This is a genomic window from Burkholderia cepacia complex sp. TUM26381 (assembly GCF_057439935.1).
The window spans coordinates 166756-187955 of sequence record NZ_CM172007.1; the positions used below are offsets into that span (position 1 = coordinate 166756).

The 21200-nt window shown below is 67.4% G+C and carries 17 protein-coding genes and 2 pseudogenes; 10 read left to right on the forward strand and 9 right to left on the reverse strand.

Features of this window, described 5'->3' with window-relative positions; all coding sequences use genetic code 11:
- Positions 1 to 138 precede the first annotated feature (138 nt).
- Positions 139 to 2484, reverse strand: a complete 2346-nt coding sequence (locus tag ACWMMN_RS17575) for a phosphocholine-specific phospholipase C (protein ID WP_174991651.1) — start codon at positions 2482 to 2484, stop codon at positions 139 to 141.
- Positions 2485 to 3050: 566 nt separating this feature from the next.
- Here ACWMMN_RS17575 and ACWMMN_RS17580 point away from each other — a divergent pair.
- Both ACWMMN_RS17580 and ACWMMN_RS17585 read left to right on the forward strand, forming a co-directional pair.
- The gene (locus ACWMMN_RS17580; protein WP_486423720.1) at positions 3051 to 3551 is read left to right on the forward strand and encodes a GNAT family N-acetyltransferase; all 501 of its coding nucleotides are present in this window, start codon (positions 3051 to 3053) and stop codon (positions 3549 to 3551) included.
- 261 nt (positions 3552 to 3812) lie between these two features.
- A complete protein-coding gene (locus ACWMMN_RS17585) occupies positions 3813 to 5399 on the forward strand; it encodes a thioredoxin family protein (RefSeq protein ID WP_486423721.1) in 1587 nt (528 codons plus the stop codon).
- A gap of 39 nt (positions 5400 to 5438) precedes the next feature.
- Here the strand turns inward: ACWMMN_RS17585 and ACWMMN_RS17590 are convergent, their stop codons facing one another.
- On the reverse strand, positions 5439 to 5690 hold the full coding sequence (locus ACWMMN_RS17590) for a DUF4148 domain-containing protein (protein ID WP_486423722.1): 252 nt from the start codon (positions 5688 to 5690) through the stop codon (positions 5439 to 5441).
- A gap of 340 nt (positions 5691 to 6030) precedes the next feature.
- Positions 6031 to 7434, reverse strand: coding sequence for a GntP family permease (locus ACWMMN_RS17595; protein ID WP_059238535.1), 1404 nt, complete (start codon positions 7432 to 7434; stop codon positions 6031 to 6033).
- 316 nt (positions 7435 to 7750) lie between these two features.
- Here ACWMMN_RS17595 and ACWMMN_RS17600 point away from each other — a divergent pair, with 316 nt between their 5' ends.
- The 5 genes and pseudogenes from ACWMMN_RS17600 to ACWMMN_RS17620 all read left to right on the forward strand — a co-directional run bounded on the left by ACWMMN_RS17600 (position 7751) and on the right by ACWMMN_RS17620 (position 13505).
- Positions 7751 to 9238: a sigma-54 interaction domain-containing protein gene (locus tag ACWMMN_RS17600; RefSeq protein ID WP_256087065.1), complete on the forward strand. Its 1488-nt coding sequence runs from the start codon at positions 7751 to 7753 to the stop codon at positions 9236 to 9238.
- A 54-nt stretch (positions 9239 to 9292) separates the two neighbouring features.
- A complete protein-coding gene (locus ACWMMN_RS17605) occupies positions 9293 to 9820 on the forward strand; it encodes a BON domain-containing protein (protein WP_059240875.1) in 528 nt (175 codons plus the stop codon).
- A gap of 61 nt (positions 9821 to 9881) precedes the next feature.
- Positions 9882 to 10154, forward strand: coding sequence for a hypothetical protein (locus ACWMMN_RS17610; RefSeq protein ID WP_063805267.1), 273 nt, complete (start codon positions 9882 to 9884; stop codon positions 10152 to 10154).
- 103 nt (positions 10155 to 10257) lie between these two features.
- On the forward strand, positions 10258 to 10560 hold the full coding sequence (locus tag ACWMMN_RS17615) for an H-NS histone family protein (protein WP_174991645.1): 303 nt from the start codon (positions 10258 to 10260) through the stop codon (positions 10558 to 10560).
- 580 nt (positions 10561 to 11140) lie between these two features.
- A pseudogene (locus ACWMMN_RS17620) lies at positions 11141 to 13505 on the forward strand (bifunctional acetate--CoA ligase family protein/GNAT family N-acetyltransferase).
- Positions 13506 to 14156: 651 nt separating this feature from the next.
- Here the strand turns inward: ACWMMN_RS17620 and ACWMMN_RS17625 are convergent.
- The 3 genes from ACWMMN_RS17625 to ACWMMN_RS17635 form a co-directional block, all read right to left on the reverse strand.
- Positions 14157 to 14708, reverse strand: coding sequence for a hypothetical protein (locus ACWMMN_RS17625; protein ID WP_059238544.1), 552 nt, complete (start codon positions 14706 to 14708; stop codon positions 14157 to 14159).
- A 173-nt stretch (positions 14709 to 14881) separates the two neighbouring features.
- Positions 14882 to 15703 carry an IclR family transcriptional regulator gene (locus ACWMMN_RS17630; RefSeq protein WP_059238546.1) on the reverse strand — a complete coding sequence of 274 codons (822 nt, stop codon included), beginning with the start codon at positions 15701 to 15703 and terminating at the stop codon, positions 14882 to 14884.
- 112 nt (positions 15704 to 15815) lie between these two features.
- Positions 15816 to 16118, reverse strand: coding sequence for a hypothetical protein (locus ACWMMN_RS17635; RefSeq protein ID WP_174991643.1), 303 nt, complete (start codon positions 16116 to 16118; stop codon positions 15816 to 15818).
- A 250-nt stretch (positions 16119 to 16368) separates the two neighbouring features.
- On the opposite strand from ACWMMN_RS17635, the gene ACWMMN_RS17640 reads away from it, so the two are divergent.
- The gene (locus ACWMMN_RS17640; protein WP_059238549.1) at positions 16369 to 17217 is read left to right on the forward strand and encodes an ureidoglycolate lyase; all 849 of its coding nucleotides are present in this window, start codon (positions 16369 to 16371) and stop codon (positions 17215 to 17217) included.
- 191 nt (positions 17218 to 17408) lie between these two features.
- On the opposite strand, the pseudogene ACWMMN_RS17645 reads toward ACWMMN_RS17640, so the two are convergent.
- Positions 17409 to 17693 (reverse strand): annotated as a pseudogene (locus ACWMMN_RS17645) (VOC family protein); the annotation flags it as partial.
- A 217-nt stretch (positions 17694 to 17910) separates the two neighbouring features.
- Complete coding sequence (locus tag ACWMMN_RS17650; RefSeq protein WP_059238553.1) at positions 17911 to 18894, reverse strand: helix-turn-helix transcriptional regulator; 984 nt, start codon at positions 18892 to 18894, stop codon at positions 17911 to 17913.
- Positions 18895 to 19014: 120 nt separating this feature from the next.
- Here ACWMMN_RS17650 and ACWMMN_RS17655 point away from each other — a divergent pair, with 120 nt between their 5' ends.
- Positions 19015 to 19623 carry a glutathione S-transferase family protein gene (locus ACWMMN_RS17655; RefSeq protein WP_059238555.1) on the forward strand — a complete coding sequence of 203 codons (609 nt, stop codon included), beginning with the start codon at positions 19015 to 19017 and terminating at the stop codon, positions 19621 to 19623.
- A gap of 296 nt (positions 19624 to 19919) precedes the next feature.
- Here the strand turns inward: ACWMMN_RS17655 and ACWMMN_RS17660 are convergent, their stop codons facing one another.
- The gene (locus ACWMMN_RS17660; RefSeq protein WP_059238558.1) at positions 19920 to 20303 is read right to left on the reverse strand and encodes a VOC family protein; all 384 of its coding nucleotides are present in this window, start codon (positions 20301 to 20303) and stop codon (positions 19920 to 19922) included.
- A gap of 250 nt (positions 20304 to 20553) precedes the next feature.
- Here ACWMMN_RS17660 and ACWMMN_RS17665 point away from each other — a divergent pair, with 250 nt between their 5' ends.
- Positions 20554 to 21195 (forward strand): CGNR zinc finger domain-containing protein, encoded by a 642-nt coding sequence (locus ACWMMN_RS17665; RefSeq protein ID WP_486424115.1) that lies wholly within the window; start codon positions 20554 to 20556, stop codon positions 21193 to 21195.
- Positions 21196 to 21200 lie beyond the last annotated feature (5 nt).

Sequence of the window (21200 nt, forward strand, 5' to 3'; positions counted from 1 at the left end):
CCTTCTGATGTTTGAGCCATGCCGGGCGGGCGTTTCAGCCAGATCGGGCACCGGCCGCGGCCGGCGCGGGACCGGCGTTCGCGGTCGCGCCGGCGCGGGCGGCGACACGCGGTGCGATGCGTGTCGCCGAGCGTGGCGTCAGAAGCGGTCGGCGAGCCCCATCGCCGGATCGCTGACCGAATGGCGTCCCGTTTCGACGCGGCCGGCCACACGCCGCGAGAAGCTCGCGTCGCTGTCGGCGGTCACGATGAAGTCGTACCAGTGGCCGGTCGAGTCGAGCTTCCAGTGCAGTTCGGACTGGTCGCCGGCGTGCACCGTGACGGTCCACGTGGTACCGGTGCCGTGACCGCGCCCCTGGCTGTTGCCGTCCTCGTTGCCATGGCCATGACCGTGGCCGTCGTTGCCGCCGCGGCCGGACAGCGGCCCGTAGACCTGGTTCGACTTCACCGTGAAGCGCACCGTGCCGCCGCCTTCGTTGCGCAGCCGCAGATGGAGGTTGCCGCTGGCGCCCGCATAGCCGACGCGCACTTCCGGGCGCGGCGCGCGCGTGTCGGCGAGGCGGCCCAGGTCCCCGGTGAAGCGGCGGTGATAGCCGTTCGGGCCGAGCACCCACAGGTCATATTTACCGCCATTGTCGGCGCGCGCGGCCCAGTTGCCGTGCAGCGTCTTGCCCGGCTCGACGACGTAGCGCTGCGGCAGCCGGTCGAGGTGCAGCTTGTCATAGACGTGAAACACGGCCGCCGCGCGGCCGGTGTTCGCGAACTTCAGCGTGACCGTGCCGGTGTCGGCGTCGGTACGCGCGCTCGCATGCAGCTCGTACGGCAGCGCGCGCGACGGGCGCACGCCGGTGGTTTGCGCGGGCAGCGCGGGCGCGGTCGGCGGCACGATCTTCGGCGCGGCCTGCTGCGCGGCGCTCAGCGCGTCGACCTGGCTTTTCGTCGTATGGCCCGCGAGCGTCGGCAGCGGCTCGTTGTTCGGCGAGCGGAAGTTGAACGCGCTCGTCAGGTCGCCGCACACCGCGCGGCGGTACGCGCTGATCTGCGGCTCGGCGACGCCGAAGCGCTTCTCGAGGAAGAGCAGCGTCGACGTGTGGTCGAACACCTGCGAGTTGACCCAGCCGCCGCGGCTCCACGGCGACACGACCCACATCGGCACGCGCGGGCCCGGGCCGTACGGGCGGCCGTCGCTGGCCGGCTGGCTCGACGTGGCCGGCGTGAAGTCGTGGTATTCGGCGGCGACGTCGGCGTCGCGCAGCGTATGGCCGCCCGCGAGCGTGCCGTCGGCGTTGCGCGACGGCACGGCCGGCGACGGCATGTGGTCGAAGAAGCCGTCGTTCTCGTCGTAGTTGACCAGCAGCACGGTCTTGCTCCACACCTCCGGGTTCGCCGTCAGCGCGTCGAGCACGGCCTGCACGTACCAGCCGCCCTGCGCGGGGCTCGACGGCCCCGGGTGTTCGCTGTACACGGACGGCGGGATGATCCACGACACTTCCGGCAGCGTGCCGTTGCGGATGTCGTCGCGGAACGATTCGAGAAAGCCGTACGGCATCGTGTTGCCGAACCCTTTCGCGAGCGGGCTCAGCGGATCGTCGATCGCCGGGTCGTAGAACGCGCCGGCGGCCGTCACCGGCTGCGTGATGTCCGTCGACGCGACGTACGCGGGCCGGCGCGCGGCCGGCATCTGCTCGATCGCCGCGCGCCAGTGGCGGAAGCTCATCATCTCGTTGCAGCCGAAGTTGTCGATCAGGCTCTGGTAGACCTTCCAGTTCACGCCGGCCTGCTGCAGCCGGTCGGCATAGGTCGTCCAGGTCCAGCCCTGGCTCGACGGGCCGATGTCGTTGCCGCCGTTGAACTGGTTGTTCAGCGCGGCGATCTTCACGCGGCTGCCGTCGGCCGGGCTGATGCCGTTCGGGCCGTTGGTGCCGCTCCAGTAGAACAGGCGGTTCGCGATCGTGCCCGTGTGCATCCCGCAGTGGTAGTGGTCGCACAGCGTGAATGCATCGGCGAGCGCGCGCTGGAACGGTACTTCCGCGGCGTCGTAGTAGCCCATCGACAGCGGCGTCTTCGCGTCGGGCCAGCGGTTCATCCGGCCGTGGTCCCACGCGGCCTGCGCATCGGCCCACGTGTGCGGCGTGCCGCCCGCGCGCTGCGCGTTGCCCTGGCTCGCGTCGAGGTGATACGGCGTCACGGTCGTGGCGGGCGTCGCCTTCGTGTATGACTGGTAGAACACGTCGCGGCCGTTCGGCGACGGCACCGCGAAGCGGTCGCCGTAGCCGCGCACGCCCTTGAACGTGCCGAAGTAGCTGTCGAACGCGCGGTTCTCCATCATCAGCAGCACGACGTGCTTGACGTCCTTGATGGTCCCCGTTTCGTGGAACGCGGGAATGGCGAGCGCGCGGCGGATGCTCGGCGGGAACGCGGACAGCGCGGCGGCGGCGAGGCCGGAAGTGGCGGTCTGCTGAAGGAATTTGCGGCGTGACGTCATGGCGTTCGGATCCTGTGATGGTGGGAGCGTTCGTGACTTCGTGTGGAGGCGCCCATGCGTCGTCCCCCCGGGACGAATCGCGATGCGTGTGGGTTCGGGTGCGCCGGCCGCACGCGGCGGAGATGCGCGCATCGCGTCCGGCACGGGGTGTCGCGCAGAGGCAGCGGCCGTCGACGCGATCCTGCGTGCCGCGCGCTCGTGATGCGCGGGACAGGGCGGCGGCACACACCGGTCCGGCGCATGCCGGGCTGGGTGGCGCCCAGTCTAGGGAGACGAGATGACGTCGACGTGATGAAGGCATGACACCGCATGTCGCGCGTGTGACGTTGCGTGCGCAACTATGTCGGCAGAAAAGGCTAGGAATTACCGATTCCCTCGCGCGGGACCGGTCAGATATTTCCGACTCGTGGCCCGTGCGCGTGGTCGCCTGTCGTTGTAAAGGCAACGACCCAGGAAGCTGCGTGACGCCCGTGTTTCAAATGCGTGAAATCGGATAAGCTCGACACGTTGCTGCATACGTGTTGCAGCCCGCGCCGCTGGCGCGACTTTTCGGAACCGGCCTACCCATGACCGACATCAAGATCCGGCACAGCGAGACGCACGACGTCGACGCGATCCGGCAGATCGCCGCACATCCCGCGGTGTACATGAATACGCTGCAGCATCCGTTTCCGTCGCTCGGGAAATGGCAGAAGCGGATCGAAAACGTGCATGAGCACGGTGTGAGCCTCGTCGCCGAAATCGACGGCACGGTGGTCGGCCATCTCGGCCTGCATCCCGAGCCGAATCCGCGCCGGCGCCATGCGGCAGGGCTCGGCATGATGGTCGATGCGGCCCGTCACGGGCACGGCATCGGCAGCCGGCTGCTCGCGGCCGCGATCGATCTCGCGGAGAACTGGCTGAACGTCACGCGCCTCGAACTGACCGTGTTTTCCGACAACCGCGCGGCGATCGCGCTCTACGAAAAGCACGGTTTCCGGATCGAAGGCGAATCGCCGGGCTATGCATTGCGCGACGGCGTGCATGCGTCCGTGTATCACATGGCACGGATCAAGGGCCGGCAGTGAAGGGCCGGCCGCCGCCCGGGCGTCGGCACGCGCGGCCGCGATGCCGCGCGTCATATTCATTCGAGAATTCGTTCGTTTTCCCCCGGCTGTACCCGTCGTATCGTTGAACGATTTGCCGGCCGCTTCGGCCGGTGCTCGCTTTTCCGACTCGATGCATGCGCGGCGTTGCACGTCGGCTGGCTTCATCGTCATCGCTTCACGGCCCGTGTTTTGGCTCGCCTTGCTGTCCCGCAACCGTCCCTTTCAACGGAACCCGCTTCCATGAAAACCGTTCTCCGGAATCTGACTGCCGCCTGCCTGTTCGCCGCCGCGGGTGCGGCGTTTGCCGCTGCTACGCCTGCAGGCGCGCCGGTGGCGAGCGCCGCGTCCGATGGCGCGCATCTGCCGCCCGGCATCGCGTGGCAACACGGTGACGTCGATGCCGCATTCGCGCTCGCGAAGCGCACGGGAAAACCGCTGCTGCTGTACTGGGGCGCGGTGTGGTGCCCGTCGTGCAACCAGGTGAAGTCGACGATCTTCAGCCAGCAGGCATTCAAGACGCGCTCGTCGTTCTTCGTGCCCGTGTATCTCGACGGCGATACCGAAAGCGCGCAGAAGCTCGGCGAGCGCTTCAAGGTGCACGGCTATCCGACGATGATCCTGTTCCGCCCCGACGGCACCGAAGTGACGCGGCTGCCGGGCGAAGCCGATCTCGACCGCTACATGCAGGCGCTGTCGCTCGGGATGACGGCCGCGCATCCGGTGCGGCAGACGCTCGCGACCGCGCTGAAGAACGGCGCGTCGCTGACGCCGGACGAGTGGCGCCTGCTGGCCGACTATTCGTGGGATACCGACGGCGCGTTGCCGGTGCCGGCCGATCGTGTCGCGGAGACGCTGCAGTCGCTCGCGCAACGCGCGCGGGCGGCCGGCGCGAAGGCCGAAGCGGCACGCTTCGCGCTGAAATCGGCGGCGGTCGCCGCATCGGACGATCCGGCGCAGGCCGGTGCGCTGGACAAGGCGGCGCTCGCCGAATCGCTGCGCACGGTGCTGCACGATCCGGTGCTGTCGCGGGCCGATTCGGATGTGCTGGTCACGGCGCCTGCGCGGGTGGTTGCCTATCTCGGGGGTGACGACGCGCAGCGCGCGAAGCTCCGCGGCGCGTACGACACGGCGCTCGCGCGCCTGTCGGCCGACACCACGCTGTCGTCGATCGACCGGTTGATGGCGTTGCATGGCCGCGTGCTGCTCGCGCGCGGCGACGCGGGCAAGGGCGCGCCGCCCGCGTTGGCCGATACCGCACGCAAGCAGATCGCCGCATCGGTACAGGGCGCGGCAAATGCGTACGAGCGGCAGGCGCTCGTCAGCGAAGGCGCGGACACGTTGACCGACGCGGGGCTGTACGACGCGTCGGATGCGTTGCTGAAGGCCGAGTTGCCGCGTTCGTCCACGCCGTACTACTTCATGTCCGGGTTGGCCGCGAATGCGAAGGCGCGCGGCGACAAGGCCGCGGCGCTCGACTGGTACCGCAAGGCCTACGACGCGGCGAACGGGCCGGCGACGAAGCTGCGCTGGGGCGCGACTTACTTTGCGAATGCGGTCCAGCTGGCGCCGGACGATTCGGCGCGCATCGAAGGGATCGCCGCCAGTGTGCTCACCCAGGCCGACAAGACACGGGACGCGTTTTACGGCGCCAACCTGCGCGCGCTGACCAAGGTCGTCACGCAGCTGAACCGCTGGCGCGCCGGCGGCGCGCACGATGCGTCGGTCAGGTCGGTCGTGAAGCAGTTCGACGGCGTATGCGGAAAACTGCCCGCGGGCGATCCGCAGGCAGCGGCGTGCACGAAGCTGATCCAGCCCGTGAAGGCCTGACGAAGCAAGCAGGCATCGTCGAGCGGGCCGGACGATCGATTACCGGCCCGACTCCGACGACGTGCCGCGATCGCTGCCGTGGCCGGCATCGTGCTGGCGGGCGATCTTCGCTTCGGCGGAAACGATGCTGGCCGGATAGAACCAGTCGCTCGACTGGAAGCCGGCCTGCTTGAGTGCCTTGACTTCGGCGTGGACCTGCGCGCGCGTGAGCGGCGGGTTCGACTGGGCTTGCGCGGCGAGCGGGGCCGAGACGGCGAGGGCAATGGCAACGGCTTGGATCAGGCGCTTCATGATCGGGACCTCCACGATTCCGGTAAATCGCTGCACTTCGTTCGCCGAAGCGCCGTGCGACGTTGAAACCAGTGTAGGCCGAGGCGGGCGCGTGAAAAATGCGATCGCGCCCAACGCTGTGTTTTGTTGCGGGCAACAATGGGCGGGCGGCGGCGATGCCGAATGGCGGCCCGGCGGTGCTGCGCAGGCCCGCGGCGGCCTGGTTTCGACCGGGGCCCGGCGAGCGGACAAAAGAAATCGGACCGGATGCGAAGGCCGGAATCCGTTCCGGTTCGCATGCGGTCCGATCCTGAAGGACAGGTCGCGAGGCGGCGTGCAGGACGCCGCCTCACACAGGCGCTTACACGAGCCCCGTCGCGTAGTACACGGCGATCACGAAGAACACCGCGAGCGTCTTGATGACGGTGACCGCGAAGATGTCGCGATACGACTCGCGGTGCGTGAGGCCCGTGACCGCGAGCAGCGTGATGACCGCGCCGTTGTGCGGCAGCGTGTCCATGCCGCCGCTGGCCATCGCGACGACCCGGTGCAGCACGTCCATCGGGATGTTGGCCGCTTGCGCGCCCTTGATGAACAGGTCCGACATCGCGGCGAGCGCGATGCTCATGCCGCCGGACGCGGAGCCCGTGATGCCGGCGAGCGAGCTGACCGACACGGCCGCGTTGACGAGCGGGTTCGGGATGCTCTTCAGCGCATCGCTGACGACGAGGAAGCCCGGCAGTGCGGCAATCACGCCGCCGAAGCCGTATTCCGACGCGGTGTTCATCGCCGCGAGCAGCGCACCGGCGACGGCGGCCTTCGAGCCGGCCGCGAAGCGGTCGCTGACGCGCTTGAACGCGGTCAGCACGACCAGCACGATACCGAGCAGCAGCGCGGCTTCGACCGACCAGATCGCGACGACGGTCTTGATCGACGCCGTGACCGGCGCATGCACGCCCGGCAGCACGTCCGGCGCGACCGTGTACGACGCGGCGCCGTACCACTGCGGGATCAGTTTCGTGAACGCGAAGTTCGACACGCCGACGAGGATCAGCGGCAGGATCGCCAGCGCGGGATTCGGCAGCGACGTCGCCTCGACGCGTTCCGGCTCGTTGACGAGCGACGTGCCGTAGCCTTCACCCTTTGCCATGGCCGAACGGCGACGCCATTCGAGATACGTGAGGCCGACGACGATGATGAACAGCGAGCCGATCGTGCCGAGCGCGGGCGCGGCCCAGGCGGTCGTCTTGAAGAACGTGGTCGGGATGATGTTCTGGATCTGCGGGGTGCCCGGCAGCGAATCCATCGTGAACGAGAACGCGCCGAGTGCGATCGCGCCGGGCATCAGCCGTTTCGGGATGTTGCTCTGGCGATAGAGTTCGGCCGCGAACGGGTAGACCGCGAACACCACGACGAACAGCGATACGCCGCCATAGGTGAGCAGTGCGCACACCGCGACGATCACCGCATTCGCGCGCGAGCGGCCGATGTAGCGGATGGCCGCATGGACGATCGACTCGGAGAAGCCGGACAGTTCGATCACCTTGCCGAACACGGCGCCGAGCATGAAGACCGGGAAATACAGTTTGACGAAGCCGACCATTTTCTCCATGAAGATGCCGGAGAAGACCGGGGCGACGGCGGCGGGTTCGGTCAGGAGCACCGCGCCGAGCGCGGCGATCGGCGCGAACAGGATCACGCTGTAGCCGCGATAGGCGGCGAACATCAGGAACGCCAGCGCGGCGAGGACGATCACGAAAGACAAGGGAGTCTCCTAATGGCTTTGGTTGTTGTTCGATCGCGCGATGCGCCGCGGACCGGCTCAGGTTCGTGCAGGTTTCGTGCCATCGGCCGGATTGCGCCGCCGGACATGGGTCCGCCGGAGGCTGGCGGGCCCGCGCCGGCCTATGTCTGACGATTCTACATAAATCGTCTCCGTCTGGAGACGATATGGCCATCCGGCCAGCCCATGAAATCGTGCAGGGCTTGCCCGGACAACGCATTGCGGCGCGTCTCCATAATGAGATAATCCGTCTCGTTCCGGAGACATCCGGCCGAAAATACACGGAGACGAAGACACGATGATGAACGACTGGGCCCGCCTGCCCGTCAACTACGGCGACGTGCTGCGGCGCGCCGCCGAGTCGCTGTTCCGGACCTTCGAGGATTCGAGCGCGGGCACGGTGGTCGTCGATCGCGATGCGCGCGTCGTGTGGATGAACGAGCGATATGCGGCGCGTTTCGGTTTCGCCGATCCGCAACAGGCCGTCGGCCTCGACTGCGAGACCGTGATCCCGAACAGCCTGATGCGCGAGGTCGTGTCGACCGGGCAGCCGATCCTGCTCGACATCATGGAGACGGGCCGCGAGCCGCTCGTCGTCACGCGCCTGCCGTTGAAGAACGAGGCGGGCGAGACGGTCGGCGCGATCGGCTTCGCGCTGTTCGACCAGTTGAAGACGCTCACGCCGATCTTTTCCCGCTACGCGCAGTTGCAGCAGCAGCTGATCGCGACGCAGCGCTCCCTCGCGCAGGCCCGCCGCGCGAAATATACGTTCGCGAGCTTCGTCGGCACGAGTGCCGCGAGCCTCGAAACCAAGCGCCAGGCCCGTCGTGCCGCACAGGTCGATTCGCCGGTGCTGCTGCTCGGCGAGACGGGCACCGGCAAGGAACTGCTCGCACACGCGATCCATGCGGCGTCGGCGCGGGCGCTCCAGCCGCTCGTGACCGTCAACGTCGCCGCGATTCCCGACACGCTGCTCGAAACCGAATTCTTCGGCGCGGCGCCCGGCGCCTACACGGGTGCCGATCGCAAGGGGCGCGTCGGCAAGTTCGAGCTGGCCGATCGCGGCACGTTGTTTCTCGACGAGATCGGCGATATGCCGCTGCCGTTGCAGGGCAAGCTGCTGCGCGTGCTGCAGGACAAGGAGTTCGAGCCGGTCGGCTCGAACCGGATCGTGCGCGCGGACGTCCGGATCATCGCCGCGACGTCGGCCGACCTGCCGGCGCTCGTGGCGGCCGGGCGTTTTCGCGCGGATCTCTATTACCGGCTGAACGTGCTGACGATCCATGCGCCGCCGCTGCGCGAGCGCGCATCCGACATCGCGGCGCTCGTCTACGCGACGCTCGAGGAGCTGGCCGCGCAGCACGGCCGCGCCGCGCATTGCGAGCTGACCGACGATGCGCTGCGGATGCTGTGTGCGTATCCGTGGCCCGGCAACGTGCGCGAGTTGCGCAATACGCTCGAACGCGCGCTGATGCTGTCGGACCGTTCGGTCATCGATGCGCGCGCGCTCGCGCCGTTCCTCGGACCGGTGCGCGTATCGACGGATGGCGCGTCACCGGTGCAGCAGGTTGCCGCGTCGCCGGCCGGGCGGCGCGCAGGCGATATGGCCGGTGAATCCGGCGCACCGGCCGCTTCGTATGCCGATGCATTGGCGGCATGGGAACGCCAGTTCCTGACCGACGCGCTGGCGGCCTGCGACGGGAAGGTCGTCGAAGCGGCCGCGCGCATCGGGATCGGCCGCGCGACGCTGTACAAGAAACTGGCTGCGCTGGGCATCGACCGGTAGACCGGCCGGCGATGCCGATGCGGCGTGACGTCAAGCATCGAACAGGAGATCACGATGAAGCGGATCGGCATCGCAGGGTGGCTGACCATGTTGCTGGCGACGTCCGCGTTTGCGCAGGCCGGCGACGCCGACGCGCCCGAGGCGCGGCGCAACTGGTACAACGATCCGTTCGTCGCGCTGTCGCGGGACGTGGCCGAATGCCCGCTGCCGCTTGGCCCGTGGATGACGCGCGCCGAGATGACGGACGACGCGCATTACCGCGCCGAACGCGGCACGACCTGCTGGCTCGCCCATCGCTGCACGAAGCCGAACTCGTATATGTATGACGCGTCGATCGCCGATGCGGCGAAGGCCCACTTCGCCGGCTCCGATCATCTGCGCGGCACGAGCCTGTGGATCACCGTGCAGCGACGTTTCATCTACGTCGAAGGATGCGCGGATGCGGCGTTCGATCGTCAGGCGCTGCAACGCGAATTCGAGGCGCTTCCGGACGTCGAGCAGGTGTTCGTTCGCATCACCGACGATCCGCGCAAGCGCTTGCCGTACAAGGCGCGTGGGCAACCCGACCGCAAGCCGGACTGACAGCCGGAGGGCCGCGCATGGCATACTCGCGACATTCAAAAAATGGTTGACGGGAAGAACAATGAAACACATGCTTGCGTCGGTCTGTCGGTGGCCTCGGGCGGCCGCAATGCTGGTTCTGGTTGCGGGGCTCGGCGGGTGCGGTGGCAGTGCCCCGCTCTTCACGTCGGACGGCCGTCCGACCACCCAGGTGCAATGCACCGGCAGCGACTGGAGCAATTGCACGGACAATGCCCGGGCCATGTGCAACGGGGATTTCGAAGTGATTCAGCAATCGACTGATGACGCCGTGCGAAATCTTCTCTTCGCATGCAAGAAGAAGAGCGGTTATTGATCCCGAAATGACCGGCTGAGGAGACCACGATCGGGCGAAGTGCTTTTCTGTTTGCATGAAGTCACCTGTTTTTCACGAATAACATTCACGGAGTCCCATCCATATGGCGACCTACAGGCAACTGACCGCGCAGCTCGAAAGGCTTCAGCAAAAGATCGACAAGGAACGTGAAAAGGCGATTGCCGACGCGATTGCGGATATCCGCGCGAAAATCGAGGAATACGACATTACGCCGGAAGAGCTCGGTTTTCGTCCGGTGGGAGCGAATGCCGCTGCCGCCGCGAAGCCCAAGCGGACGCTGCCGCCGAAATACCTGAACCCGAAGACGGGCGAAACGTGGAGTGGCCGCGGAAGATCGCCGACCTGGCTCGGCAAGAACCGCGCACGTTTCCTGATCAAGGACTGACTCCCGAAAATCCTCACCTTTCGCAAGTTGACCGACGGTGCGAATGGCCATGCGGCCGTCGCACCGTTTTGTTTTTGGGCAGTCGCCATGCGATTTTCCCTGACGAATGGACGTGTCATGCCGCGCAATTAACGGATCCTGTTTTGCCAATTCGCCGCGATCCGGCTGCATATTGCGGGGAATTCCGGTAAACAATCGCGTAATGACGCCAGGCACGCGCATTGGCATTCGCGATTTTCGCGGTGCAGGCATGCAGCGGATAATCATCACCTTTCGCGTGTTTGCGCGGGGTGTCGTGCAAATCCCGAACATACTCACCATCGCTCCTGTAAATCCTCACCTTTGAGGAAGCGGCCGCCGTGCCGTGCCGCGTTGCTTGCGTCGTGCGAGCGGCGCTGCGATGCCGGACACGTGTGTTGCAGGTCCATGGTGCGAGCATTGACGTTCGTCGAACAGTCGGCCGTTCGGCATATAGGCAGCCGCAGGCGCTTCGCCTATGCTTGGGGTTCGCGTCGATCGGCGCCCGGCCTGCCCGGCCGCGTGCCGATCGTGTCGTCTTTCGTCACCGCAGGGAGCCGATGTGACCGTTCGCCATCTCGATGCGTTGTTTCAGCCCAGGTCCGTTGCGGTCGTCGGCGCGTCATCGCGTGCGGGCAGTATTGGCGCAATGGTGTGGTCGCGTGTGCTCGACGGTGCGTTCCAGGGGCCCGTGTGGCCCGTCAATCCGAAATATCGCGCGCTCGACGGGCATGCCGTTGTCGCCGATGTCGACCGGTTGCCTGCGCCGCCGTCGGTTGCCGTGATCTGCACGCCGCCCGCAACCTGGGCCGGCATCGTGCGCAAGCTCGGTGAGCTCGGCACGCGCGTCGCGGTGATCGTCGGCGAGGCGCGCACCGATGCCGATCGCGCCGCGGTCGATCGCACGTTGAAGGCGGCGAAGCCGTTCGTGCTCCGTATCGTCGGGCCCGGCAGCCTCGGCGTGTTGTCGCCTGCGCGGCATGCGCATTTCGGCGCGCCGGCGTACACCGCGCGATCGGGCGGCGTCGCATGGGTGTCGCAATCGAATGCGTTGACGAACGCGGTGCTTGGCTGGGCCGATGCGCGGGGTCTCGGCTTTTCGCATGTCGTCGCGCTCGGCAGCGAATCCGACGTCGATGCGGGCGATGTGCTCGACTATCTGGCAAGCGATCCCGGCACGCGCGCGATCCTGCTCGAACTCGATACCGTGCGCGCGGCGCGCAAGTTCATGTCGGCTGCGCGTGCGGCCGCGCGCAACAAGCCGGTGCTCGCGTTGCGCACCGGCCGCGCCGATCCCGGCGACGCACTCTATACGGCGGCGTTCCAGCGTGCGGGCATGGTGCGCGTCGATGCACTCGACGATCTGCTCGACGAAATCGAGACGCTCGGCGTCGGCCGTGTCACCGCGCGTGGCGCGGCGACGCTCGTGACGAGCGATGCGGGCGTGGCGAAACTCGCGGTCGATGCGGTTGCCGAGGTACGCGACGTGCTGGCCGACTGGTCGCCCGCGGCCACGTCCGCCGTGGCGGCCGCGCTGCCGCATCTCGCGGCGCCCGCCAATCCGCTCACGCTGGGCGACGACGCACGCCCCGAGCACTTTGCCGCGGCGATCAAGGCGCTCGCGCCGTTTCCGCAAACGGGTACGCTGTTCGTCGTCCATTCGACGTCCCACAGTGCGCCGGCCGAGTCGGTCGCACGCACGCTGATCGACTCGCGGCAGTACGCGCATCGCGGTATCCTCGCGTGTTTCTTCGGTGCGGTCGACGCAGCGACGCGCGATGCGCTGCACGCGAACGGCATTCCCGTGCACACGACACCGCAGCGGCTGGCACGCGCGTATGCGCGTCTCGTCGACTACAACCTCGGGCGGCAACTGCTGATGCAGACGCCCGAAGGTACGCCGCCGCAGCCGGCCGAGTGCGTGGCATCCGCACAGGCCGACGCGCGCAGGATGGTCGAAGCCGGTGAGCATGATCTGGCCGGCGAGGCCGCGCTGCGCTGGCTGTCCCATTTCGGCTTGCAGGGCGAGCAGGCCAACGAGCCTGTCGGCACGAAGGTCGTCGATATCACGGTCGACATGTACGACGATGCGAATTTCGGTCCGGTGTTTCGCTATGCCGTGCCGCCTGCGGACGGCGTGTCGGCGCCGTTCGTCGTCTACGGCCTGCCGCCGCTGAACAGCGTGCTCGCCCGTGCGGTAATGGAGCGCTCGCCGTATGCGCGCCGTACGCCGTACGCCCGTCGAACCGACGCTCGATGCGCTGACGGCGCTGTCACAGGTCGTCTGCGACGTGCGCGAAGTCGTCGCGATGTCGGTCACGCTGCGCGTGATGTCCGACCGCGCAAGGGTACTCGCGCCGCGCATCACGCTGGCCACGGGGCGCAGCCGGCTGGCGATCATGCCGTATCCGCGGCACCTCGAGCAGACGCTCGAGTGGCGCGGCGAGACGGTAACGATCCGCCCGATCCGTCCGGAGGACGAGGCTGCGCACAACGAACTGCTCGGCGCGATGACGCCGGAAGATCTGCGGATGCGTTTCTTCGGTGCGGTGCGCAGCTTCGATCATTCGCAGGTGGCGCGCATGACGCAGATCGACTACGACCGTGAGATGGCTTTCATCGTGTCGTTCACCGATGTGTCGGGGCGTGACCACACGCTTGCGGTGGCGCGTGCGGTTGCCGATCCCGACAACGAGACGGCGGAGTTCGCGATTGCCGTGCGGCCCGATCAGAAGGGCAAGGGGCTCGGCCGGCTGATGATGGCCCGCATCATCGACTACGCACGCTCGCGCGGCACCGCATGGATGGTCGGCGAGGCGCTGCGCGAGAATTCGGCGATGATCTCGCTCGCGAAGTCGTGCGGCTTCGCGGTGTCGACGACGGAAGAGCCCGGTGTCGTGGGTTTCAGGATGAAGTTGCAGCCGTAGGCATCGGCCCGCGGCCTGAGGCTTGGGGTTGTCGCATGCAGTCGATGCCTCCGACGTTTCGCCTCGCCGCAAGCTTACTCAGGAATGCAGGATATTTGAACCAGCCTGTGGAGCGAAGCGTCTGCGAATGCGCGGGCCCTGTCAGCCGCGGCAATATCAATGCACGCGAGGTGTGCGACGATGCAGGGTGGCATGGCGCGATACGCGTCCGGCAAGCGGGTTCAAACGATGTGTTTTCGCAATGTCGCTGCCGCATTCCGGCCTCGGAGATTCGAAACCGTCACGAAGGTGAGATTTTTCGGGAGCCGTACATGAGCCGTTCCGGAATGGCACGGTGAGCCGATACGGGAGCGTTCGGTGAGCCTTCCCGGGAACAGCCGGTGAGGACCTGCAGGAGCCGCTGGTGAGCCTTTCCGGGACGCGTCGGTGAGCACCTGCGGGAGGTGTTGGTGAGGACGTTCGGGAGGCGTTGGTGAGGATCTCCAGGAGCCTTGGGTGAGCTTTTTCGGGAGATATGGGTGAGTGCTTGCGGGACGCCGAGGTGAGGCTTTTCGGGAGCGTGCGGAAGCACGACTCCCGCGAGCGCGGCGCCGGCCCATGCCGGCGTCATACGCGGGTGCGGGCACGCATGAACCGTGCCCGCCAGCAGCATTACGCCGCGAGTTTCGACGCCGCGTCGTTCACCTGGTCGCGCGAAATCGCGAGTTCCTCGAGGTGCGGATCGGCATAGACGGCACCGGTTTCGCGCTCGAGGCGGGCGATCGTCAGCGCACAGCGCGCGGTGTCTTTCGGCATCGCGATGAAGCGCTTGACCGATTCGCCGGACGTGAATGCTTCGAACAGCGCGCCGCGCACGTCGTCCGGAAGCGTCTTGGTCCATTGGTACGGCTTGCCGTTGAACGTGATCGACGGCGGCAGCGTGCGTTCCTTCTTGGTCGCCGTGATGAGCCCGTAGGTGCGGGCCGCGTCGCCGATCTGCTCGGGCGAGAAGAGTTCGTCAGGCGTGATGTCGAACTGCTCGATGTAGTTCTCGATCGCCTGCATTGCGGCGGCACGATCGTCGCGCTTTTGCTGCGCGCGCGCGACGATATCACGCAGCTCGTCCGCTTCCTCGGGCGTGATCGTGAAGCTTGCCTGCTTCTGCTGAAGTTCGGAGAAACGCTGGAATTCTTGATCGTTCAGAAGTTTGGCCATGACATCCATCGGACACGACGGCCGCGACAACCGGCCGCCGTAGTTTTTGAGAGGGCCGCTATTTTAGCGTAGCGCCGTGGGCGCGCGATGCGACGGCGTGCATCGCGCGCCGAACGGGCGTCGCGCGCGACCGGGGTCGGCGCCATTGCGCCGTACCCGGTGTGCTTCATCGAACCCGCGTGTCAGCAGGTTTCGGTGCGGCCCATCGACAGATGGGCGGCCGTGTCGCGCAACGCTTCGACGGCCACGTCGACGGATTGCACCGTGTGCGCGTCGATGCGGCGCATGTACGGGCAGGTCAGCACCGCGATCGCCAGGCCGGACGGCCCTAGGATCGGTACGGTCAGATCGGTCACGCCGTACGCCTGGCGGCTGTCCTGGCGCAGGTAGCCGGACTGCCGGATGGACTGGCACGCAATCGCGAGTTCCTGCTCGTTCAGCGGCGCTTCGCCCTTGACCTTGCGGTGCTCGGCCAGCATGTGCGCCCGTTGCTCGGGGCCCTGGAACGCCAGCATCATGCGCCCCGATGCCGTATCGGCGAGCCCGACCCGCGAACCGAGGCGGACCGACACGCCCCATGGGCCAGGGCCGTCCACCTGCGCGATCACGAGCAGGTTGCCGCGATCGTAGACGGACAGATGGCACGATTGCTCGGCGGCATCGGCGAAGCGCTGCATCGGCGGCAGGGCCTCGGCAATCAGCCGGTTCATCGGCGGGTGCCGGTGCGCGAGCGCAAACAGCTTGAGGCTGAGCGTGTAGCGGTCGCCGCCGGTGGAGCGCATCACGTAGCGGCGGGCGACGAGGCGTTCGAGCATCCGGTAGATTTCGCTCGCGTTGCGGCCGAGTTCCTTCGTGATTTCGGTGCGGGTGAGTCCTTCTTTCTGTTCGGACAGGAGTTCGAGAATGTCGAGGCCCTTGTCGAGCGCGGGTGCGCGATAGCGGTCGATAGCGGCCATCGATTCCCGTGCGTCGCAGCCGGGAAGCGGGTCGTTGGTTGTCTGCATTGTCGGTGTGAGGTTGGGGGATTACCGTCGATCGGTTGGCGACGCACGCTGGCCGGTTCTGCACGCGCATGGTTCGGGCCCGCGTATGGCAATGAAAGCCATTCGTACGAGCTTAGCAATAAACAAATAGTGTGCAATGCAGCGTCTTTTTACCGATCGTTACCGGACAAGAACGGATCAGCAAACGTTCTCGATGACAGGGGCAGCCCGAATATCCAGTATTCATGGTCTGATGGCAGGCGACGCCGGCAGCCGCAAGCGGTCGGCCGGCGTTCGTGCATTCGATGCTGCGCCGCAACGTCGGCAGGCGCACCAATAGTCGGTATCCGTCGCGCGTCATTTCACGATGCGCGGCCGATGGTACAAAGGCTTGCGGGCCAGCGACGGTGCGGCCGCGCGTGAAGCCGGCCGCCATGGGCCGGCACGCGTCGCGGGTGCCGGGCCGTCGTCGCCGATGCGCAGACCGGCGGCCGCCCGTTCGATGCGCGCCGTACTTTCGTGCGGCGCCGCGATCGCTGCGCCCGCGCGACCTTCGCGCGTCGAACCGCCCGCCGGATGCGGTACCGACGCGCGCAATCGACGATCGACAATCAGTCCGGCGCGCGGCCGCGAAGGGTCGCGTCGACCGGTAATCCTGTCCCATTCGACAACAGAGGTTAAGCACGATGAAACTGCTTCGCTATGGCCCGTCCGGCCAGGAAAAGCCCGGTATCCTCGACGCGGACGGCCGGATTCGCGACCTGTCCGCGCACGTGCCGGATCTTGCCGGCGATGTGCTGACCGACGCGGGTCTCGCGCGGCTGCGCGCGATCGATCCGGCTACGCTGCCGCTCGTGTCCGGCGAGCCGCGCATCGGCGCGTGCGTCGGGCACGTCGGCAAGTTCATCGGCATTGGGCTGAACTATGCCGATCATGCGGCCGAAGCCGGCATGCCGGTGCCCAAGGAGCCGGTCGTGTTCGGCAAGTGGACGAGCTCGATCTGCGGCCCAAACGATGGCATCGACATCCCGAAAGGCTCGGTCAAGACCGACTGGGAAGTCGAGCTGGGCGTCGTGATCGGCGCGAAGTGCAAGGACGTCGACGAGGCGAGCGCGCTCGATTACGTCGCGGGCTACTGCGTTGTCAACGACGTGTCCGAACGCGAATGGCAGATCGAGCGCGGCGGCCAGTGGGACAAGGGCAAGGGCTTCGACACGTTCGGCCCGATCGGCCCGTGGCTCGTCACGCGCGACGAGGTGCCGGATCCGCAGCGTCTCGACCTGTGGCTCGAGATCGACGGCCACCGTTTTCAGAACGGCAACACGCGCACGATGGTGTTCACCGTCGCACAACTGATCGCGTATCTGTCGACCTGCATGACGCTGCAGCCGGGCGACGTGATCACGACCGGCACGCCGCCGGGCGTTGGCATGGGCATCAAGCCGTCGCCGGTGTTCCTGAAGGCTGGCCAAATGGTGCGCCTCGGGATCGAAGGGCTCGGCGAACAGTTGCAGAGCACGCGCAACGCGCAGTAAGCATGTGCCCGGCGCGAGCCGGGCCGCGGGTGCAATCAGTCGCAACCCGGCCGCGCCGCCCGGTCGTCGGCGTGCCTGCCTGCGGCGCGCGTCGCGAACCGAACATCGATGCAGCAAGGACAAGGGCCCGATTCCGCGCGATGCGGAATCGGGCCCTTGCCGTTTGTACGTGGTGTATGCGGGCTCGATCGCACGACGTTGTCGAGTTCGCAATGCGCTTCCAGCCGATACCCGTCGGGATCGACGACGAACGCGGCGTGGTAGCCGGGGCCGTAGTGCTCGCGCTTGCCAGGCCCGCCGTTGTCCTGGCCGCCGTGCTCGAGCGCGGCGCGGCAGAACGCGTCGACCTCGACGGGCGAAGCCGCCTTGAACGACAGGTGCGGCCCCGACTCGGCATCGGCGGCGACTGGGCGGGCAGCGTGCTGCAACCACAGCTCCGGTTCGGTCGTGCCGTGCCCGATGGCGCCGTCGTCGCTAGTCGCTGGGTATTTCCAAGAAAGACTACGACGCCGTGTCGGCCGCCGACAAGCTGAAGGTCGCCGAGAAAGTGTCATTGATGATGAAGCAGCTGTCGAAGGCCAACCAGGCCAACCAGGCCAAGCTGGCCAGCTGACCTCCTTACGGGGGCGACGACACGTCAGTTCCGCCTTTCGGCACGACGTCAGCCTCCATGTCGGCGAGCCGGCTGCGCGCTTAAGTCTGGCCGCCCGTCTCGCGCCGTTGCAGCATGCGGGCGACACGTTCGCCCGCCGCCTGAAAGCGAAGCGCCAGCGAGTCGGGCGCCAGCACCTCGAATTCCACTTCCAGCGCCATCAGCCAGTACGTCAGCGATTCCAGCGATTGCCCTGTGCAGCGCAGCAGGCAGCGGCTGTCGTCGTCCAGCGCCTCGACCTGGCCGGCCGATGCGGGAATGCGCGCCGCCATCACCGCGCGCGGCGCATGCAGCACGATGCGGGCTTCTTCGGCATTGGGCGCCTGGCCCACGGAACGCGCCACATACGCGCGCAGGTCGCCGCCTTCCGGGGGCGGCCGCGGCGCGAAGTGCGCGCCCAGCGCCACGGGGCCGGCAATGCGGTCCAGCCGGAAGGTGCGCCAGTCGTCGCGCGCCGGGTCCCACGCCACCAGATACCAACGCCACCCCGTGTGCGCCAGCCCTTGCGGCTCGACCTGGCGCGTGCTGGCCTGGCCGCGGCTGTCGGCGTAGTCGAAATTCACGCGCAGCTGATCGCGGCAGGCGGCCGCCAGCGTGGCCAGCTGGCCGGCGTCCACCAATGGGCCGGCGCGCGGCAGCGGCACGATGGCCGAGCGCAGCGCATCCAGTTTGTGGCGCAGCCGCGTGGGCATGACCTGTTCCAGCTTGACCAGGGCGCGCAGCGCGGCTTCTTCCACCCCGCCGATCGACCCGGTGGCCGCCGTGCGCAGCGTGATGGCCACCGTCATGGCCTCGTCGTCGTCCAGCAGCAGGGGCGGCAGCGTGTTGCCCGCGCGAAACGCGTAGCCGCCCGCCACGCCGCTGCTGGCCTGGATCGGGTAGCCCAGTTCGCGCAGCCGGTCGATGTCGCGCCGCAGCGTGCGCGGGTGCACCGCCAAGGCTTGCGCCAGCTCGGCGCCGGCCCAATGGCGGCGGGTCTGCAGCAGGGAAAGCAGGCGGAGCAGGCGGTTGCTGGAACTGAGCATGGTGGGGCGACGATACCTCGTATCGAGGGCAGAAACTGTCCGCAATGGATTCTACAGTTCGTCCGTCGTCAGCGGCCACGGGGCCGCGGCACTCACCCCCCGAAATCCGGAGCCTTTTCCATGTCTATCGTTTTCTATTGGCACCCCCAGTCCAGCGCCTCCCCCATCGCCTGCGCCCTGGCCGAATTGCAGGTCCCGCACGAACGCGTCAAGGTGGATATCCGCGCGGGCGAACAGCGCCGCCCCGAATTCCTGGCCCTCAATCCCAATGGCAAGGTGCCCACGCTGACGGTGGACGGCGCGCCGATGTTCGAGGCCCTGGCGATCCATCTGTGGCTGGGCGAGAACTGGGGTGTCAAGCAAGGCCTGTGGCCCGTCGCCGGTACCCCCGAGCGGCTGGCCGCCCTGTCGTGGTGCGCCTGGGCCTACGTGACGTATGGCGCGGTGCTGTCGCGCCTGTTCCTCACGACCCACGGCGATGAACAGATTCGCGATGCCGGCCAGGCCGCGCGCGCCACCGCCGACCTGGATTCCCTGCTAGGGCTGCTGGATGCGCACCTGGCGCGCCAGCCCTGGATGCTGGGCGGCGAATACTCGCTGGCGGACCTGGTGGTCGGGTCGGTGGTCGGGTATTCCGCCATGGTGGGCGCGCCGGTGGCCGCGCACCCGAAGGTGCAGGCCTGGCTGGGCAAGGTCAAGAGCCGCCCCGCGATGCAGGGCGACGTCTGAATGTGAAAACGCCGCGCCAGGCCGCTCGCTTACCAGCCCCAGCAGGTGCCGGCGGCGGGCTTGCCGCAAGCGCGGTAGTTCACCGAATACCACAGCTTGCCTGCGGTGCGCCTCGGCATCGAAGGGCCTGGCGAGCAGTTGCAGCGCACGCGCGGCGCGCAATAACCGCGCATGCCGCGATTCCGCTGAACGACCGCCTGCGGGGGTCGTCGGCAACCGGACGGCGATGATTCAAAAGCGAGGGCCCGATTCCGCATCAAGAGGAATCGGGCCCTTGGCGTTCGTACGCGAACGGGTCACACGATGTTGTCCAGTTCGCAATGCGCTTCCAGCCGGTATCCGTCGGGATCGACGACGAACGCCGCGTAATAGCCGGGGCCGTAGTGCTCGCGTTTGCCGGGCCCGCCGTTGTCCTGGCCGCCGTGCTCGAGCGCGGCGCGGTAGAACGCGTCGACCTCGACGGGCGACGCTGCCTTGAACGACAGGTGCAACCCGGACTCGGGATCGGCGGCGATGGGGCGAGCTGCATGCTGCAGCCACAGCACCGGTTCGGTCGCGCCGTAGCCGATCGAGCCGTCGTCGCTATACAGCCGCTTGTAGCCGAGCGCGCCGAGCGTGCTGTCGTAGAACGTGCGGCTGCGGCCGATGTGGGCGACGCCGAAGGAAAGGTGATCGATCATCTGTGGGCTCCTTGAACTGAGGGGGACGTCAGTGCAGCAAGCCGGCTTACAGGCACCATGCCAGCCGCTTGCAGCGAAGCGCGCCGAGCGTGCTGTCGTACGACGCGCGGCTGCGGTCGTTGTGGATAACACCGAAGGAAAGCCGATCGATCATCTGTGTCTCCTTGATCTGAAGGGGCCAGTGCAGCCAACCCGTTCATAACCACCATGATGGTTATGTTAGAAAGCGGCCGGAAGCTTGTCAACCGGCATGATGGTTAGATACGATCGCGTCATGAGCAAAACGCAACCTTCCGTCATGACGGACTGCCTGATTCCGGCGCCGCCGGAAACGCTGAGCATCGATTTCGCGAACACGCTGTACTGGCGCGGCGCCGATGCGCCGACTGAAACCCTCGGGACGCTGGACGACCTGGTCACGTGGTGCCGCGAGCAGGCAGGCGTACCGGCCAGTCTGGCCGACGCGTGTCACGTACGGGAGAAGGGGGACGAACCGGCGACGCTCGCTCGCGCGCTCGCGTTGCGCGAGGCGCTGTATCGGCTCTTTCATGCGCAGGCCGAGCAGCGCGAGCCGCACGCCGACGATCTGGCGCTGCTCGGCGGTTTTCTTGCAGAAGCGGCGCCGCGCGTCGCGCTGGCGCGCATCGACGGCGCCTATGGGTGGCGGATCGGCGGCACGGGCGCCACGCTCGCGGCGCTGCTGAGCCCGGTGCTGTGGTCGGCGATCGACCTGCTCGGCGGGGCGCGGCTCGCGAAGGTCAAGCGTTGCGCGAACGACGCCTGCCAGTGGCTGTTCATCGACGACAGCAAGAACGGCAGCCGCCGCTGGTGTTCGATGTCGTCGTGCGGCAATCGCGCGAAGGCGTACCGCCACTATCACAAGGCCGAGTGACGGAC

Coding starts and splice junctions, on each gene's coding strand:
- ACWMMN_RS17590 (WP_486423722.1), bottom strand. CDS start 5,690: ATGAAGCGCCTGATCCAAGCCGTTGCCATTGCCCTCGCCGTCTCGGCC.
- ACWMMN_RS17630 (WP_059238546.1), bottom strand. CDS start 15,703: ATGCAGACAACCAACGACCCGCTTCCCGGCTGCGACGCACGGGAATCG.
- ACWMMN_RS17650 (WP_059238553.1), bottom strand. CDS start 18,894: ATGCTCAGTTCCAGCAACCGCCTGCTCCGCCTGCTTTCCCTGCTGCAG.
- ACWMMN_RS17665 (WP_486424115.1), top strand. CDS start 20,554: ATGATGGTTAGATACGATCGCGTCATGAGCAAAACGCAACCTTCCGTC.
- ACWMMN_RS17580 (WP_486423720.1), top strand. CDS start 3,051: ATGACCGACATCAAGATCCGGCACAGCGAGACGCACGACGTCGACGCG.
- ACWMMN_RS17575 (WP_174991651.1), bottom strand. CDS start 2,484: ATGACGTCACGCCGCAAATTCCTTCAGCAGACCGCCACTTCCGGCCTC.
- ACWMMN_RS17660 (WP_059238558.1), bottom strand. CDS start 20,303: ATGATCGATCACCTTTCCTTCGGCGTCGCCCACATCGGCCGCAGCCGC.
- ACWMMN_RS17625 (WP_059238544.1), bottom strand. CDS start 14,708: ATGGATGTCATGGCCAAACTTCTGAACGATCAAGAATTCCAGCGTTTC.
- ACWMMN_RS17640 (WP_059238549.1), top strand. CDS start 16,369: ATGAAACTGCTTCGCTATGGCCCGTCCGGCCAGGAAAAGCCCGGTATC.
- ACWMMN_RS17605 (WP_059240875.1), top strand. CDS start 9,293: ATGAAGCGGATCGGCATCGCAGGGTGGCTGACCATGTTGCTGGCGACG.
- ACWMMN_RS17635 (WP_174991643.1), bottom strand. CDS start 16,118: ATGGCGGCCGGCTTCACGCGCGGCCGCACCGTCGCTGGCCCGCAAGCC.
- ACWMMN_RS17615 (WP_174991645.1), top strand. CDS start 10,258: ATGGCGACCTACAGGCAACTGACCGCGCAGCTCGAAAGGCTTCAGCAA.
- ACWMMN_RS17655 (WP_059238555.1), top strand. CDS start 19,015: ATGTCTATCGTTTTCTATTGGCACCCCCAGTCCAGCGCCTCCCCCATC.
- ACWMMN_RS17610 (WP_063805267.1), top strand. CDS start 9,882: ATGAAACACATGCTTGCGTCGGTCTGTCGGTGGCCTCGGGCGGCCGCA.
- ACWMMN_RS17585 (WP_486423721.1), top strand. CDS start 3,813: ATGAAAACCGTTCTCCGGAATCTGACTGCCGCCTGCCTGTTCGCCGCC.
- ACWMMN_RS17600 (WP_256087065.1), top strand. CDS start 7,751: ATGATGAACGACTGGGCCCGCCTGCCCGTCAACTACGGCGACGTGCTG.